A 16,105-nucleotide genomic window follows, 5' to 3' on the forward strand; every position below is an offset into this window, starting at 1 on the left:
GCCAACTGGGCTCGAGCGATTTCACTTGCAAAACTGCTGGCGAAGTTGGGCAAGTTTTATCTGTTGATGCAAAAATTCAGTAGCGCTTATGTGAGCAGCAGCTAGCTGTTGGGGAATAAATGAGCGCTGAGACAGGCCAGGTAAGGTATTGATTTCCAAAAAATATAAGCCCTTATCGTTCACGATAATATCTGTGCGCGAATAGCCGTACAAAGAGAGGGCGCGGTGGGCAGCAGCTGCTAATCTTTGAGCTTCCAACGCTATATTTTGAGGAATATCTGCTGGGGTAATTTCTTTGCTCCCAGCTCCTAAATATTTGCCCTGATAGTCAAAGCAACGGCTTTTATCTACACAAATTTCTGTGACAGGTAGGGGAGTTAGCTCGTTAGCCAAAGTTTCAATCACACCAACGCTCAATTCGCGCCCATCAATCATTTGTTCGCAAAAATAAATTTCTTGAGGATTTTTTAAAATTTCTTCAATCACCTTCTCGAACTGCGCTTTTATTTTTACTATGGAGCAGCCTAAAGAAGAGCCCCCACAGCTTGGCTTTACTACTATTGCGCCAAATTCATCCATGAAATCAGTGAGTTGTTTTTCGAGACTGTTGGCGTTATTGCCGTCCAACAGATGTTGAGCAGCCATTTTTATTGGGAAATTATCCAGCGCTTTTTTGGTTGCTAACTTATCAAAAGCGACACGAGAGCTTTTGGCATCAGAGCCAGTGTAAGCGCGGTTGGCTTTTTCTAGGAGTTCTTGTATAGAGCCGTTTTCTCCACTGCCGCCGTGGAGTGCCAAAATAAAGACATGATCTTGTGCTGCATCGCTGTTGATGGCATCTACAATATTTCTGAAAATCAATGACTTAGAAGGGGAGAATTCTTCGGTGAAAGGATTTTTATGTGCTAAGAGTTCAGCAGATTCCACCTGATAGAGTGTGCCATTTTTATGCCAATACCACAGGAGAGCGTGTTTAAGTGCTCTCGCTAAATACTGTGCTGATGCGACAGAAACCAATCGTTCATTGGATTCACCACCAAATAATATAATGATATTGTGGCTCATGCTCTGGTGCTTCCTTATTCAATGTACTAAATAATCAGTTTCTTAAGGCTTATCTCATATTGCAAGGAATTTCTATGACAGGCATATCGAACATACGAGTGAAAGGTGCACGAGTTCATAACTTAAAAAATATCGATGTCTGTCTTCCTCGCGATCGATTGATTGTGATTACAGGATTATCGGGTTCTGGCAAGAGTTCTTTGGCTTTTGATACGATTTATGCAGAAGGTCAAAGACGATATGTCGAATCCCTTTCGAGTTATGCTCGCCAGTTTTTACAGCTTCAAGATAAACCCGATGTTGATCTGATAGAAGGTCTATCCCCAGCAATCAGCATCGAACAAAAAACTACCAGTAAAAATCCTCGCTCAACGGTAGCTACCGTCACAGAAATTTATGATTATTTCCGTTTGCTTTTTGCTCGCATCGGCCAGCCTTTTTGTTATCAGTGTGGCAAGCCAATCGCTAAAAAATCAGCCAGCGCCATTTGTGACAGCGTGATGGAAATGGGCGAAGGAAAGCGCATCAGTATTTTATCGCCTATTATTCGTGCCAAAAAAGGTGAGCATAAGGCTGAGCTTTCTAAATTGCAAAAAGAAGGTTTTGTGCGCGTGAGGGTCGATGGTGAAGTGCGCTATTTGGAAGAAGATATCGAGCTCAACGCCAAAACCAAACACTCTATCGATCTGGTGGTGGATCGTATGGAGATTCGTCAATCGGAGCGTTCTCGTATTGCCGAAGCCATTGAGCTTGCCCTCAAAAAATCGGGCGGAATGGTTATCATCGTCACTTACGATGGAGATAAAAGCAGTGATGAACTTTTGAGCGAGCATTTTGGCTGTATCGACTGCGGAATTTCTTTTCCGGAAATTGAGCCCAGAATGTTTTCTTTCAACGCACCTCAAGGAGCGTGTTCTGAATGCAATGGTTTGGGAAATTTTCTACATTTTACTGAAGAAAAAATAATTAAAAACCCAAAACTTTCTTTGCTTGAAGGCGCTATCTCGCCTTATTCGGCCAATGTTAAAGGCTATTATTATCAGCAAGCTTTATCGGTGGCTGAAGCTTACGGCGGATCCTTGGACGTACCTTGGAATAAGTTAGCCAAAAAAGTGAGGGATGTAATTTTATTTGGCAGTGATAGGCGCGTTGAATTTGTTTTTAAAGGTGAAAAAAGTCGCAGAACGCATCGCTTTAATCGTGTCTATGAAGGGTTGGTTAACCAACTTCAGCGCAGATTTGCCGAGACAGACAATGAAACTATTCGAGAAGAACTTGAAAATTATATGAGTCGCGACGTTTGCCCTGCATGTCTAGGGGCGCGTGTTTGTAAAGAAGCTCGAGCGGTAAAGATCGACGGTCAAGCCATTCATAGTGTTACGGCCTTATCGATCAATGATGCGCTTCAATTTTTTGCTCAACTTAAAATTGAGAGCAAGTATCACGTGATTGCCGATCCAATTCTCAAAGAAGTGCGTGCCCGACTTTCGTTTTTAGAAGCAGTTGGGCTTGGCTATTTGACCCTCAACCGAACTGCTCGAACTTTGTCCGGTGGTGAGGCGCAGCGTATTCGATTGGCCACACAAATTGGTTCTGCTTTGGTTGGGGTGCTCTATGTGCTCGATGAGCCCAGCATTGGTTTACACCAACGAGATAATGAAAAATTGCTCAACACGCTGAAAAATTTGCGCGACATCGGTAACACCGTTTTGGTGGTGGAGCACGATGAAGATACCATTTTAGCAGCAGATTATGTAGTAGATATGGGGCCAGGAGCGGGGCATCAAGGCGGTGAAGTGGTAGCACATGGAAAACCAAGCGCCATCAGTAAGAATAAAAATTCACTGACCGGACAATATTTAAGTCGAAAAATTTCTATTCATACCCCTGAGTCTCGGCGCGAAGGAAGTAAAAAATTTATCACGATCAAAAATGCTCACGGAAATAATTTACAAGGAGTTGATCTATCTATTCCTTTGGGAGTTATGACGGCTATCACCGGTGTTTCAGGATCAGGAAAAAGTTCTCTCATCATTGATACGCTCTATGCTGAATTATCTCGTTATTTTTATGGCAGCGGAGCAGATGTTTTACCTCACGATGGTATCGATGGACTGAAATTTATCGACAAGGTGATCGATATTGATCAATCTCCCATTGGCCGCACGCCCCGTTCAAATCCGGTGACCTATACCGGAGTTTTTGATATTATTCGAAATTTATTTGCTCAACTTCCTGAATCGCAAATGCGAGGATTTAGTGCTGGGCGCTTTTCATTCAATGTGAAAGGTGGTCGCTGTGAAGCGTGTAAAGGCGGGGGCGTTGTTCGCATTGAAATGAACTTTTTGCCAGACGTCTATGTCGTGTGCGATGAGTGCAAAGGAAAGCGTTTTAATCGCGAGACTTTGGCTGTTGTCTATAAAGAAAAATCTATTGCCGATATTTTAGAGATGACGGTTTCTGAGGCATTGGCATTTTTTAGTGCAGTGCCACAGATCAAGAAAAAATTAGAAACGCTCGAGAGGGTTGGTTTGGGTTACATTCATTTAGGGCAGCAAGCGACAACCTTGTCTGGCGGTGAAGCCCAAAGAATAAAGTTGAGCAAAGAGCTTGCCAAACGGGCCACCGGAAAAACTCTCTACATTCTCGATGAACCGACAACCGGGCTTCACTTTCATGATGTCAAACAATTGCTCTCGGTACTCGATGAGTTGGTAGAGCAGGGCAATAGTGTTGTGGTTATTGAACATAATCTCGACGTAGTTAAATTTTGCGATCATGTGATCGATTTAGGTCCCGAAGGTGGATCGGGTGGCGGTAAGATTGTTGTTGATGGAACACCAGAGGAAGTCAGTCGCCATAAAACGAGTCATACTGGAAGGTTTCTGCGTGAACTATTTAAGCGCGAGAAAACCAAATAAAATTATTTGGGTGTGCTTTTGGGCTTTACTTTTTCTGCTACATCCAAATGTTACATAAATTTCATATTTACTTTGAAAAGCTTTTTGGGCTCATTCAAAGGGAAATTCATGAAAAAATGTTTAGCCACGATTGTGTTTGCTGTGATTGTGCTTACCTCTTGCAGTAGCGTGCGAATGATATCTTCACAACAAAAATGGCATTACTCGCAACAGCCCAAAAATATTATTTTTATGATTGTGGATGGCATGGGTTTTGAATATGTCAAAGCAGCGCGCATTTATAATGGACAGCAAAATTTGGCCTATGAAAAATTTCCTTGTTCATCTCAGGTTACCACCTGTGCTGTTGATGGCGCTGATATCGATGGTGTTTGCGTAAAGGATTCTCCCCACATAACCGATAGTGCGGCGGGAGCTACCGCCATGGCCACTGGAGTAAAAGTCAAAAATGGTGTGGTGAGCAAGAACAGCGCTTATCAACATACCGATATTGAAAGCATTTTAGAAATTGCCAAGCGCCAGGGCAAAAGCACAGGCATTATTGCTACCAAGCTTTTTACCGATGCTACCCCAGCAGCTTTTGTTGCTCACACTGAACATAGAACAATGACCGAAGAAATTTTGCGCGATATATTTCAAGGATCTTTGCCCAATTTAATTTTGGGAGCCGATACTCCTGATCATCGCCAAGCGGCGCGAAATTCTTTAGCAAAATATTCCATGGTGCATACCGCTGATACTCTTAAAAGTCTTGCTGATACCATTGAGCAAGGAAATAATTGCACTAATAAAGATTGCCCCTACGTTTATGGTGGCTTTGGACAATATGAGATGATACCAGGAAAATTTTCCCTAAAAACCGGTTTGCCTTTGGAAATAACGCCGGCTGAAACATTTGCCGAATACAAGATTCCTCACTTATCGCAGATGACCGATGCTGCACTTAAAATACTCAAAAAAAATGACAATGGATTTTTTCTGATGGTGGAAAGTTCTCTGACCGATATGATTGGTCATAATAATAAATTTATCGATGCCAGCAAAGAATCTCCATCGGCCATAGTTGCATTGATTCAAGAGATGCGAGAAATGGAACGCACCGCCAAAGTTTTAGAAAATTTTGTGCAGGATAATCCCGATACCCTGGTTGTTTTGACTGCCGATCATGAAACAGGTGGATTGGTGATTGAAGAAGATAAAACACAATGTCTCGGCAGCCAGGGCTGTATTCCTTCTGTGCGTTGGACATCGGCCAATTACGATGATAATCCAAAGAGTGTCGCTCAGCATACCGGTGTGAATGTTCCTTTGTATGCCATAGGCAGGGGGGCGGAAAAATTTTGTCGCGATATGATCAATAATAGCGATCTTAAAGCTATGGCCTTAGGACGATGAATTAGTTGAAGAAAAGTTATGGATAAAGAAAAACTCAAAGCTTTGCGCAAAGCCGCCTATCAAAAAGCCAAGGCGGATCGGGAAAATGATCCTGAATATCAAGCCATGAAGGCTAAAGTTAAGGAAGAGCGCAAAGCTCGTTATAAAGCTTATAAACAACAGCTCAAAGATGCTAAAGAAGCTGCTCGCATAGAACGCCAGCGAAAAAAAGATCAAGAGTTAATGGAAATTTTTAACCTTAAAGAGAAATTGCAATTATTAAAGTTTGATTGAGGGAGTAACAATGAGACAATTCTTAGAAATTAATTTCAATAGTCTCTTAATCAGCGGTGCGAACTAAGAGCGTATTTAAATTATTCAAGTTAAGCATTTTTCCAGGGGGCGTACCCCCTTCCTAGAAAAATTCTTTAGTTCTTAAAAAGCCCATTAAGTAATTTTGATGCATCTGAGTTAGTGTTTTTCCAACTAAGGCGCAGTATTTCCCACTTTGTACCTTCCTCTATTTTTTCCCAGAGAGGTCCGTATTTTGGATCAAGTTTTACACGCTGAATGATGAGACATAGTGTCTCTCGATCTTTAGTCCACTTGGAAGGAATTGAGCAATTTTCTGTAGCACCTACGATCTGTGCTGCTCCTTTTATTTTAGCAACACTTGTGGAGCCTTCTTCTGCCCAGGTTATACCAACCAGACCATCTTGTTTAAAAATATTCAGCTGGCGAGTCTGCCATTGGCTTAAAAGCGGAGGAGACTTGTCTATCTCGTAGACGGGCCCTTTATCGACCACAATACTTTCGTTTCGAGCCAATTTGTCGAAGCAAATAGCATTTGGATCTAAGCCTGAGGCTACCATTTTTTTATTGGGATCAAAACAAGCGATAGAATCTTTGACAAATTCTTTAGTGTTCGTGTCAAACGTGCCAGTGAGCATCCCTACGTTTCGGATATGATAATTTTTGTTTTTCATCTCTGGCAAACCAAAAAATAGAGCTCTTAGGAAAGTTCCATGAGAAACAAGAAGTACTCGAGAATTTGGCGGTAATTTTTCTAACTCGTTTTTAAAGAGCGAAATGCGATTTCCAACGTCTTCTTCACTTTCTACCGGACCTTTTGGCCACCATTGTTTGCCATCGCAACAATCTTTAAGACTCTCCTTGAATGTATGAGCCCAATTATGGAATTGAATCGAATTTTTATCGCTACGCGAAAGATGGTTGTTTTTTTCAAGCTTTTCAATTTCAAGATCAAAGAGGTTTATGGGGCGGGCAGCATCTATAAACCCGTCTTCGGAAACTGATTTTCTGTGCTCCGTTATGAGTGGGTTCGCCAACATCCTTACTCCAGCAGAAAAAGGAATGCTGCCAAAAACTAAAAGCGCAGTTTGAATAGTGCGGTTTAATGGTGAAACAAAAAGCACCGTGTTTTTTCCAGGCGATGAAACGATGTTTCCAGGATCGCTATTGTTGGGAAAAAGTATGGTATTAAGTTCGATTGCCTGTTTTCTTCCTTCTGTGGAAAGAACAGGGTTATGAAAAGTTGTTTCAGTTCTAGCTCGTGCATCCCCCTGCTCAAACATTGAAATAAAAAAGCTGATAGGAGCTTTTTTTTGTGAAAGCACGTTATTTAGCGATTCACCATGACGTACTGCAATTATTTCAACAGTATGAGCTCTAACAAAGGTTAGTGAGCTGCTAAACAATAAAAATCCAGCTAAGAGCTTGAGTATAGGATATTTCATCACAATTCCAAATCACAGAAAAAAATACGACTCCAAGCTGTAGCTTTGGGGGGTATGTATTTCATGAAATTGATCCGAAAAAGATGTTTTTAAATGCACGGGCAAGAATACTAAACTCAATAATTTAATAACCCATCTAATAATCTGTAGAAATTTTAGTAACCTTACGCTTTAGATCTTAATCTGCTTATTTTATGTTAATTGATTATGATTATTGGATGGTTTTAATTTGTTTTTTAATCGAATTATTGTAGTGGGTGGTAAATGTTATGATTTATTTGCCTAGATTTTATTTGTTTTTTTTATTGATTTATACCTTTTCTTTGAGGGCTGAAAAAAATAGCGATTTTGAATATTTAGTTAGTGTTAAAAATTATATTGAAGATAACGATAAATACAAGAGTTCAAAAAGTGAGTGGGTAAAAGCTGTTCTTGGTGATAATTTAGAAAAAAATAATCTAAGCTTTCATTTTTCCAAAATTCAGAGCAAAAATTCGGCTTTTTTGACTGAAAAATTTCACAAGGAACTAGACCAAATTTCTGGCTCAGAACTTACTGCCAACAATAGTTTTCAAATGCTTTATAATGGTCAATCTTTTGCCAAAAAAATGGAATTAATTAAAGGCGCTAAGAATTCGATTTATATCTCTTATTTGCAAATCGTTTGTGATCAAGCAGGCTTAGAAATGTTTAGAGCTTTGGATGATGCGGTTCTGCGCGGCGTTGACGTTAAAGTGCTTCTAAACGGCGATTTAACTTATAGCAAGTATCAATTGGCTACGCTTGAGGGAAGTTGTGCTGCGCTGAGTGACACTCGATACTTTACGAAAAAACTATTTGGGAAAGAAATGGAACTTTTAAATCTTCGTCCCAATGTTTTTTATACATCGCAAGGGAAATTATATAGTTTGTCTCGCGGACTCACAGGTCAAAAAGGAACCTGGCTTCATGACAAAATTATGGTGGTTGATCTCAAATATGGAATCACCGGTGGTCAAAATGTTTCTTCGGGATGGGCCAATTCCAATGGAAAGGATGAAAACTTTCGCGATACTGATATTCTCGTCCAAGGTCCGGTCGTTTATCAGATGGCACAAAGAATAATAGACCTATTTGTAAAGGATGAAAATGGAGATTTTAAGAACCAAAGCCAAATGGATGTATATCGTAAATTGGTTTCTAAAAAAATCAATGAAAGTCGGGCTATGGGATTAAGCGGAGCAAGAAACTATGAAAAATGGTTTAGAGAGAACAGGCAGGGGCTTTGCCGATTTGTGGGCCAAAATCCAAGACTAAATTCATTTGAGGTTCTAGAGTCTTACAAACATTATGTGCGGCATGCAAATAATTATATTTACGCTGAAATTCCACAGGTAGATATGCTTGATAAAGACGATAAAATAAGGACAGAATTGTTGCTCGATATGCTAGGAGCAAAAAAACAGCGTGGTGTGCAAATTCACATTCTAACTAATGGAAATGGTTTTGTTGATTCGACAATTTTACCCAGTTCAGGACCCTTTAACATACTTAAGTCCATGCAAGAATCTTTTGGCTACAATCCTCTTGGTAAAAAAACTGCAATATCGACGGCCAAAGCATTATTTGACTCGGTCAATATGAGTGGTTTTAACATCTATATTTATCCGCATTGGACTCACGGCAAAATATGGAATTTCGATGGTATAGCCGCATCAATTGGAAGTTTTAACTTTGATTCATCGGCAACTACGTGGACCGAATCAGTTCTGCTTTGTCAGGATGAAAACTTGATGTCAGAGTTAATTGAAGAGCAGCAAGGGCTTATTCGCTACTCTTCTAAAATGGAAACGCCAAATATAGTTCCTAAGCAAAAAGATTTAAAAAAATAATTCTTGGTAATTTTATTAATGACATTGAAAAGCCCGCTGGCGTTAGATTCATAAGAAACAAAGAACCAAAAATTCCACTCCCCTTGTATATCAACAATGCGATACGAGCTCCAAGCACGAAACCGAAGCAGAAAACAGGGGAGATTGGAATTTTTGGTTACGCTCTAAGGTTAGTTTTGAGGAGTGCTCAAAGCTTCTAATGCAAGTGCACTGCTGTATGCTTTTGAATACCAATCAAAAGTTTCTTTGGAAAATGCACCAATAAAAGCGCTCGAAGCCTTGGCATATGCAGCCTCTTCATCTTGAATAAGCTTCACTTTTAGCTGCTCACGCAAAATTTCGCTCATAGCGTAGTGATGTTCAAGGCTCATTGCTTTTGAAGGTGGAAGGTGAGCGAGGGAAATAATTATTTCAGAGAGCTCATCTGTCTGGCTGTTTTTATCATTGATAACTCGAATGGCTTCTTCTAATAAAGCTTTTTGCATGATTGCCAGGGAATCATTCAGGCACTTAGGAGCTTCTTTATAGGCAAGGGCGTAAGCCAAAATCAGCTCTGTTAATCGATCATAGTAATGTGAACAAGATAAAAGATTTTTTTGATTGAGCATTCGGTTGATTGCGAGACAAGCACTTTCATTGGCTATTTTATTTTTTTTTGGAAGTTGAATATTTGCTAAACGCTCATAACTTTTTAGCGCAGAAACTACATTGAGATTGACGACACAGTCGGTATTATTGGGGAGATTTTTTTTGTTTTTATTGTGTATCCATGTTTTATAAGCGCCATTATTTTGATCAATATTATTTGAACTTGTTGTTAAAAATGCATCTATAAAGGGATGCGATCTATTTTGATTGCTTAGCCATAAAAAGTAGCGAGAGCTCGTGTCTATATCGTTGAGTATGTTCAGGTTATCGAAACTTTCGAGAATTTTTTTATCGCTACCAAAGTTATGAATAAATTTTTGTGGCTCAATTTCCATGAGAGGCCAAAAGGCGATGCTGCCAAAAGTTCTGCTAGAAAAAAAAGTGTCTTGAAAGTAGTTTTGTGTCTGCCTGTAAAGATGGGCATTTATGTTTGATAAATTTTTTACAGGGTAAAATTGTTGAGTTCTTAAGAGTGATAAAGAAGTTTGCAAGGGAAAAAATATATCAGCCTCTAAAAATATCAGTGATGTGTTTTCTCGTCCTCTTACCTCAATTGGCCATGTGCCATTTTTCCTATCGCTTGTTTCATCAATATATTGTGTATCGACAATAAAATTATTTAATTTTTCTCTAATCGAGTAAGTAGTAGCAAAAATATGCGAGCTTTGAGAAATAAAATAAAAAAATATGGCGCCAATGCGCAAGCCAATCATAGTTAGTCCCCCTCAATGAACGTGCCATTGTTTTATGGAGGGCAAGATAACTTTGGGGCAAAAAATAAAGTTAAATCAATTTTAAAAAAAAGAGCATAGAAAAGGCTTTGTTAAAATTTTTACTCACAGATGAACACAACAGTAAAAAACAGTTAAATTAATTCCTTGAGTGAGAAAAATACTCAAGAGAACACTCGTGCTCAGGTTATTTTTGCTAAATATTTTCCAAGGCTTTTTATCTCGTGAGTCGGTGATAAATAAAAAATAATTTGAGCAACGATATTGATAAATTTATTTGTTTTATTAATCACAGCATAAAAATTCTCAAAAAGAGTTAGAAGTATCAGCTTGGTAAAATTGATTCATTACTAATTCAATGAGATTTTTCTTAGAGTGGAGAAGGGATTGATTAATTTTCTTGTAAACATTGGCCTTCTCTAATTTTCTCCGTTTATACTAAGCGGACTAATTATGGCGAAAAGATTTTTTTTGACGCTATTTAACTTCTTCTAAATATTTTCTTTGAAAGGGATTGTTTAAATATGTACTCAGCAACCATTAAAAAGAATTTTACTTTTGTATTTTTAGTAATTTTTATTGCGAGCTCTTCTCACGCTGCTAGAGGAAGGAAAAGTAGAGATTGGGCAGCAAATAATTATCAAACCCAGCAACAGCAAGCACATAATTATAAAAGAAAGCCTGCTAGGACAGGACACAGTGAAACAAATCTCCTCTTTAATCAGCTCACTTGTAAAAATGCAGCTGGGGTTGCTGTACTCGCTTTAACTGTTTCGCTTGTATATTGGTCTTTAGCACCAGACACGACCCAAATGCCTGGAGCGATTCCCAAAAAAACAGTTAGGCTTAATCGTCAGCTTCCGGCTCCTTACGGAGTTGCTCAACTTTCGGAGGTTCCTTGCGTTAAGTATCAAAAACTAACTCCTAAAGGAGAGATTTTCTCTTTCGTGCAAGGATTTGTTCATCCTGGAATTTACTCAGGCAAGATCAAATCGCTTAAAGGTGGAATGGAAAGTCTCATGAGCGATTGTTATGAAAAAAATTTTATGAAGGCTAACGAAAATGGTGATATTTTATGCTTCCCTTCTCAGGAATATAAGAGGACTTGGGAATTTGATGCCCCTCAAGAAGAAAGTAGTGTGTTCGATCGAGAATTATCTGATTTAGCTTGGAACTTCATCTTAGAAGAATTTTTTAGCTTGGAAAATAATCCAATTGATAAACTATTAGCAGAAGGAGCAGCTGATTTTGAAAAAAATATAAAGTTCATCCATACTTATTTTCTTGGGCAAGGCTATTTAAGTGAATTTAGAAACTTTAAAGATGGTACGGAGATTATTAGACTTAATTTTGAATTTCCAAGTAAGTATGGCGAGTGGGAAAGCTATCTTAAGGCTCATCAGCCAGAAAATTTACAATCGTTCTATAACTTTATGAAGACTGTAGATAATATCGTTGCTGAAATGAAAAAAGCTTATCCCCAAGTCACCCAAAAAAATCTTAAAGACATAGAAAAACTAAGTATTGAAGAAAAAATAGGGCTATCATTCGAGCTCGTGATGATGAGCAATCGTAGTCATGAATTTGACTTTTTAAAGAAGAATTTTTTCTATATCCCAACCCTTTCACAAGAAGATTTTAGTAAGAAAATCTCTAAGTTAAGGAAAAAAGTTTTAACCAAACTTAAACAGGATCCAATTCATGCGGCAGCATATTTTCACGTGGAGTTCGTCAATTTACATCCATTTAAAGATGGCAATGGAAGAACTGCTAGAGCCATAATGAATATTATTTTGATGGGCTCAGGTATTGATGCAGTTGCCTTCCCCTCAAACCGTGAATATATGGAAGCTTGTTTTGCAGCTAGTGAGCAGAAATCAGAAGTTGCATTCGAAAATTTTTTGCGAAAGATTATTTTAGAGCAAAAAGAAAACGCAAATGAGCTGGAGCAGGTATCACAAGTTTTAGAGCGATGTGAAGATCAATGCCAAGAAATGATTGATGACAAAATCTTATTTTAGCCAGCATCACGCATGTGTCTGCTCCGCCACATTGCGTGATTTTTTATTTTTTGTAGCTCTTAACAAATTTGTAAAGCTTGGTTGAAACATTTGCTGGCAACTCTTTAACGCCCATTTTGTCTGCTAGCTCACCTGCTAGAAATTTAGCAGCTTCATCAAGAACAAGGCCCGCTCCAGCTGGGTCAAGACCTGTCAATGTGCTGACGAAAGTTCCAAGCAAAACATCAATGGCATGGTCAGCGACCTGATCTGCGACCAGAGAATAAATTTCACCAGCTAAGCCGTTGAAATCATCTTTGCTAAAAGTACCCGGCAGTGATTTGATGGATTCATAGGTCCGTTTGCTGATATCGACTGTGTAGTTTCCCAAGTGATAGGTGTATTTTGCTCCGTTTTGTACAAAGTTTAGTGCAGAACCCACCCAGGATTGCCCCCAGTAAAAGTCAGCATGACGTTCAACAAGTATCAATTTTTGCGCATCCGCCGTTGAGAAGCTTTGCGAGTTGAGGGAACTTGCTGAAAAAACTACTAAAATTGTAGAGAAAAATAATGAAAGTAAGCGGTTCATAAGCATACTCAAATAAAATTAATTCATCAAATTTAGATATTGATTTAATGGTTATTTTTCAGCTTATGTGATCCGAAATTTTGACTAATTTTTAGCGATTTCTGCGAGACAAGAACCCTGAGAAGTATACGTTTTTTTGCCGCTTAATCATGAAGTAGAAATAATCAAAAAAATAAAATTTTCTATAAAGATTAGCCTAAAAAATTTTCTAAAATTTTAAGATCCAAAGTTTTATAGATTTCTTCTAAGGCGTAATTGCAATCGAGCAAAAAATTTTTGTCGAGCAAATCTTCTAGAATAAATTCTGTAGGGTAATATCTTTCAATGATGCTTTCGAGCTGTGCACACAAACGATCGTTAAAGATAATTCCTGGGTGGAGCGCATTGATTTCATCCTGCCTCAAAGCTATACGCAAGCGCAAACATGCGGGTCCACCACCATTGGCCATACTTTGAGATACATCAAAGAAAGCACATTCATTTATTGGATTTTTAGCATCGATAATATTTTTGATGGCTTGTTTAGCATGCACGTTGCTCTGGCAATCGGTGGGAGCAAAAAGTAACATATTACCATCGGGCTTGCTCAGTAATTGCGAATTAAATAGGTAAGAGCTTACGGCATCTTTTATTGGCAATTCTTGGTTGGATACTTCGATGATACAAATTTTTTTGCCATAGGTAGTTTCATAATGCAGTAACAGTTGTTTGAGTTTTTGTTCTTGATCGAGCACTGCGTACTCGTGAAGCAAAAAAACAGACTCATTAGTCACCGCAACTACATCGTTATGAAAGGCACCATTGTCAATGGCAAATGGGTTTTGCTCTAATTTGATAACAAAATCCTGCTGAAGTAGATGGAGGCGTGCTAGAGCATCACATGCCAACTGCGATTGGCGTGCAGGGAATATTTTACTTTTTTGCGAGGATGAATCTGCAACTTTGCTCCAGACAAAAATCTGTATTCCCTTATGGCCATGGTTTGGACATAAGCGGTTATGGTTAGCTGCTCCTTCATCACTAAAAATATCATGTGCTGGCAATGGCGCATGAACGACGAATTTATTTTTGTCAGAAAATATTTGTTGGAATAATTGCTGACTGAAATCTGCCTCGATGCTGCGGTGGAACATAGTGATGAGATTGGCAGGGGTGATGTGAGCTTTGTTGTCTTGGGAGTCTATACTGGGTGAGAAAGTAGCAGCATTGGCTGCCCACATAAAAGATGAGGAACTCAGCTTGGAGAATAAAGCTGGAATATTTTTTAAAGCTTTCTCGCATATCTGTTGAGCATTTCCATTGAATCCAAGTTTTTTCAAACTTAAAAAATGTGGTCGAGGGTGAGGGGGCAAAATGGCTTGTTTAAATCCACGATCGCTCAGGAATTTCATTTTATTTAATCCCTGCAAAGCCGCAGCGCGCGGGTTGGACGAACGAGACTTATTTTTATACGATGCAAGGTTTCCCAGACTCAGTCCGCCAAAATGGTGGGTTGGGCCAGCCAAACAATCAAAATTTACTTCATAAGTTGTCATAGTCTTCTCGCACGCTCATGTTTTATCAAGCTATAACAAATAAAATTAAATTTATTTCTTAATTAATGTGCTGAGCAGGGAGCTGCATTTTTTGGCCACACTGCTATGGTGGCCACGGGACTGTTCTGAAAGAAAAAGATGAATAATTTCTAAAAAATATATTCAAAAAAGTCTCTCTGATTTACTGGTAAAAAGGATATGAGCATGAGCGTAGCAAGCATCATTTTATGTGCCGGCGTTGGCACAAGAATGAATAGTTCTCGAAGCAAAATGGTGCATGAAATTTGTGGCCGTCCTCTTGGCTATTGGTCGATCAAAAATGCTTTAGAAACCACGTCCCTAAAACCTATTGTAGTGCTCAGCCATCTTGCCAAAGATGTAGAAGCGGTGTTTCGCTCTCACTTTCATGATTCTATACAGTTTGTGTATCAGGAAAGTCCAAATGGTACGGGTGGTGCTGTTAGAGCCGCGATGGAAGCCTTGGATGAAAATTGTTCAAGCGTGTTGGTGCTTTATGGTGATACTCCGCTTCTTCGCAAAGAATCATTACTAAAACTGATAAATCTCCAAGAGATGGGTCATGCGCCTTTGGCACTTTTTACTGCACAGGCGCCTAAACCAACGGGTTATGGTCGCATTGTTCGCAACGAATCCCATGAGTTATGTGCAATCGTAGAGGAATATGCTGCATCGTGCGAAGAGAAGAAAATTAATGAAGTAAATGTGGGTGTCTATGTTTTTTCTTATGATTTTCTTCACAAAAATATTGGCGCTGTAAAAAACAATAATATTAAAGGTGAGTATTGCCTTACCGATCTGGTAGCGCTCAGTATAAAAAATAATCCGCAAAATGCACCTATCGAAAGCATTGAAATACCCTTTGAAGAAATGCATGGCGTCAATGACCGCATTCAGTTAGCCTTTGCTCAACAGGTACTCAATCGCCGTTTGCTTGAGTATTGGATGCACAAGGGTGTGACCTTCATTGATGCTCATACGACCTATGTCGAAGATAGCGTCAGTTTTGCCAAAGATGTGATTGTTTATCCTGGAGTACACCTGCGGGGCGAAACTCACGTGGGTGAGCAGGTCATTATTGAAAACGGTTGCGTTGTCAAAGATACACTGATCGAAGCTCATGCTCATCTTTACCCTTATACGTGCTGTGAACAGGCCTACGTTGGTGAGAGTGTTGAGCTCGGTCCTTTTGCCCGTTTGCGACCGGAAGCTCGCCTGGAAAAAAACGTTAAGGTAGGTAACTTTGTTGAGATCAAGCGCTCTCGTTTAAAGCAAGGGGTAAAAGCAGGGCATCTTTCATACATTGGGGATGCTGATATCGGTGAAAATTGTAATATTGGAGCGGGATCGATCACATGCAATTATGACGGCAAGGATAAACATCGAACTGTCATAGGCAATAAGAGCTTTATCGGATCCAACACTACCTTGATTGCTCCGCTGGCAATTGGAGAAAATTCCTATATCGCTGGTGGTTCTACCATTAACAGGGAAGTTCCTAGGAATAGTTTGGCCATAGCTAGAAATCCTCAAGTGATAAAAGCAAGAAAGAAAAAACAAGACAGTTAAAGGAATGCTTGAAAAATAATTCAGGAT

11 protein-coding genes are annotated in these 16,105 nt (G+C 39.2%); 6 read left to right on the top strand and 5 right to left on the bottom strand.

Annotation, left to right across the window (positions count from 1 at the left end; genetic code table 11):
* Positions 1-21 precede the first annotated feature (21 nt).
* Entirely contained in the window at positions 22-1,065 is a 1,044-nt protein-coding gene (locus H6731_07405) for an ATP-grasp domain-containing protein (protein USN50090.1), read from the bottom strand.
* Positions 1,066-1,139: 74 nt separating this feature from the next.
* On the opposite strand from H6731_07405, the gene uvrA reads away from it, so the two are divergent.
* The 3 genes from uvrA (at position 1,140) to H6731_07420 (ending at position 5,654) form a co-directional block, all read left to right on the top strand.
* On the top strand, positions 1,140-3,986 hold the full coding sequence (uvrA, locus tag H6731_07410; GenBank protein USN50091.1) for an excinuclease ABC subunit UvrA: 2,847 nt from the start codon (positions 1,140-1,142) through the stop codon (positions 3,984-3,986).
* Between the two features lie 108 nt (positions 3,987-4,094).
* Positions 4,095-5,381 (top strand): alkaline phosphatase, encoded by a 1,287-nt coding sequence (locus H6731_07415; protein USN50092.1) that lies wholly within the window; start codon positions 4,095-4,097, stop codon positions 5,379-5,381.
* An 18-nt stretch (positions 5,382-5,399) separates the two neighbouring features.
* Entirely contained in the window at positions 5,400-5,654 is a 255-nt protein-coding gene (locus tag H6731_07420) for a hypothetical protein (GenBank protein ID USN50093.1), read from the top strand.
* Positions 5,655-5,788: 134 nt separating this feature from the next.
* Here H6731_07420 and H6731_07425 read toward each other — a convergent pair whose 3' ends face one another.
* The gene (locus H6731_07425; GenBank protein USN50094.1) at positions 5,789-7,117 is read right to left on the bottom strand and encodes a histidine phosphatase family protein; all 1,329 of its coding nucleotides are present in this window, start codon (positions 7,115-7,117) and stop codon (positions 5,789-5,791) included.
* Positions 7,118-7,386: 269 nt separating this feature from the next.
* Here H6731_07425 and H6731_07430 point away from each other — a divergent pair, with 269 nt between their 5' ends.
* Positions 7,387-8,988, top strand: coding sequence for a phosphatidylserine/phosphatidylglycerophosphate/cardiolipin synthase family protein (locus H6731_07430; protein USN50095.1), 1,602 nt, complete (start codon positions 7,387-7,389; stop codon positions 8,986-8,988).
* 170 nt (positions 8,989-9,158) lie between these two features.
* Here H6731_07430 and H6731_07435 read toward each other — a convergent pair whose 3' ends face one another.
* Positions 9,159-10,349, bottom strand: a complete 1,191-nt coding sequence (locus tag H6731_07435) for a hypothetical protein (GenBank protein USN50096.1) — start codon at positions 10,347-10,349, stop codon at positions 9,159-9,161.
* A gap of 1,064 nt (positions 10,350-11,413) precedes the next feature.
* Here H6731_07435 and H6731_07440 point away from each other — a divergent pair.
* Positions 11,414-12,388, top strand: a complete 975-nt coding sequence (locus H6731_07440) for a Fic family protein (GenBank protein USN50097.1) — start codon at positions 11,414-11,416, stop codon at positions 12,386-12,388.
* Between the two features lie 43 nt (positions 12,389-12,431).
* Here H6731_07440 and H6731_07445 read toward each other — a convergent pair whose 3' ends face one another.
* Together H6731_07445 and H6731_07450 are read right to left on the bottom strand one after the other, a co-directional pair.
* The gene (locus tag H6731_07445; GenBank protein ID USN50098.1) at positions 12,432-12,956 is read right to left on the bottom strand and encodes a hypothetical protein; all 525 of its coding nucleotides are present in this window, start codon (positions 12,954-12,956) and stop codon (positions 12,432-12,434) included.
* A 191-nt stretch (positions 12,957-13,147) separates the two neighbouring features.
* Complete coding sequence (locus H6731_07450; GenBank protein ID USN50099.1) at positions 13,148-14,491, bottom strand: N-succinylarginine dihydrolase; 1,344 nt, start codon at positions 14,489-14,491, stop codon at positions 13,148-13,150.
* A gap of 204 nt (positions 14,492-14,695) precedes the next feature.
* Between H6731_07450 and glmU the strand changes: the two genes are divergently transcribed.
* On the top strand, positions 14,696-16,078 hold the full coding sequence (gene glmU, locus H6731_07455) for a bifunctional UDP-N-acetylglucosamine diphosphorylase/glucosamine-1-phosphate N-acetyltransferase GlmU (protein USN50100.1): 1,383 nt from the start codon (positions 14,696-14,698) through the stop codon (positions 16,076-16,078).
* Positions 16,079-16,105 lie beyond the last annotated feature (27 nt).

This window comes from Myxococcales bacterium, from assembly GCA_023898405.1.
GTDB lineage: Bacteria > Myxococcota > UBA727 > UBA727 > JABDBI01.

Excerpts from the sequence above, each read along its gene's own strand:
- H6731_07405 (USN50090.1), bottom strand. The coding sequence starts at position 1,065 with ATGAGCCACAATATCATTATATTATTTGGTGGTGAATCCAATGAACGA.
- uvrA (USN50091.1), top strand. The coding sequence starts at position 1,140 with ATGACAGGCATATCGAACATACGAGTGAAAGGTGCACGAGTTCATAAC.
- H6731_07415 (USN50092.1), top strand. The coding sequence starts at position 4,095 with ATGAAAAAATGTTTAGCCACGATTGTGTTTGCTGTGATTGTGCTTACC.
- H6731_07420 (USN50093.1), top strand. The coding sequence starts at position 5,400 with ATGGATAAAGAAAAACTCAAAGCTTTGCGCAAAGCCGCCTATCAAAAA.
- H6731_07425 (USN50094.1), bottom strand. The coding sequence starts at position 7,117 with ATGAAATATCCTATACTCAAGCTCTTAGCTGGATTTTTATTGTTTAGC.
- H6731_07430 (USN50095.1), top strand. The coding sequence starts at position 7,387 with ATGATTTATTTGCCTAGATTTTATTTGTTTTTTTTATTGATTTATACC.
- H6731_07435 (USN50096.1), bottom strand. The coding sequence starts at position 10,349 with ATGATTGGCTTGCGCATTGGCGCCATATTTTTTTATTTTATTTCTCAA.
- H6731_07440 (USN50097.1), top strand. The coding sequence starts at position 11,414 with ATGAAGGCTAACGAAAATGGTGATATTTTATGCTTCCCTTCTCAGGAA.
- H6731_07445 (USN50098.1), bottom strand. The coding sequence starts at position 12,956 with ATGAACCGCTTACTTTCATTATTTTTCTCTACAATTTTAGTAGTTTTT.
- H6731_07450 (USN50099.1), bottom strand. The coding sequence starts at position 14,491 with ATGACAACTTATGAAGTAAATTTTGATTGTTTGGCTGGCCCAACCCAC.
- glmU (USN50100.1), top strand. The coding sequence starts at position 14,696 with ATGAGCGTAGCAAGCATCATTTTATGTGCCGGCGTTGGCACAAGAATG.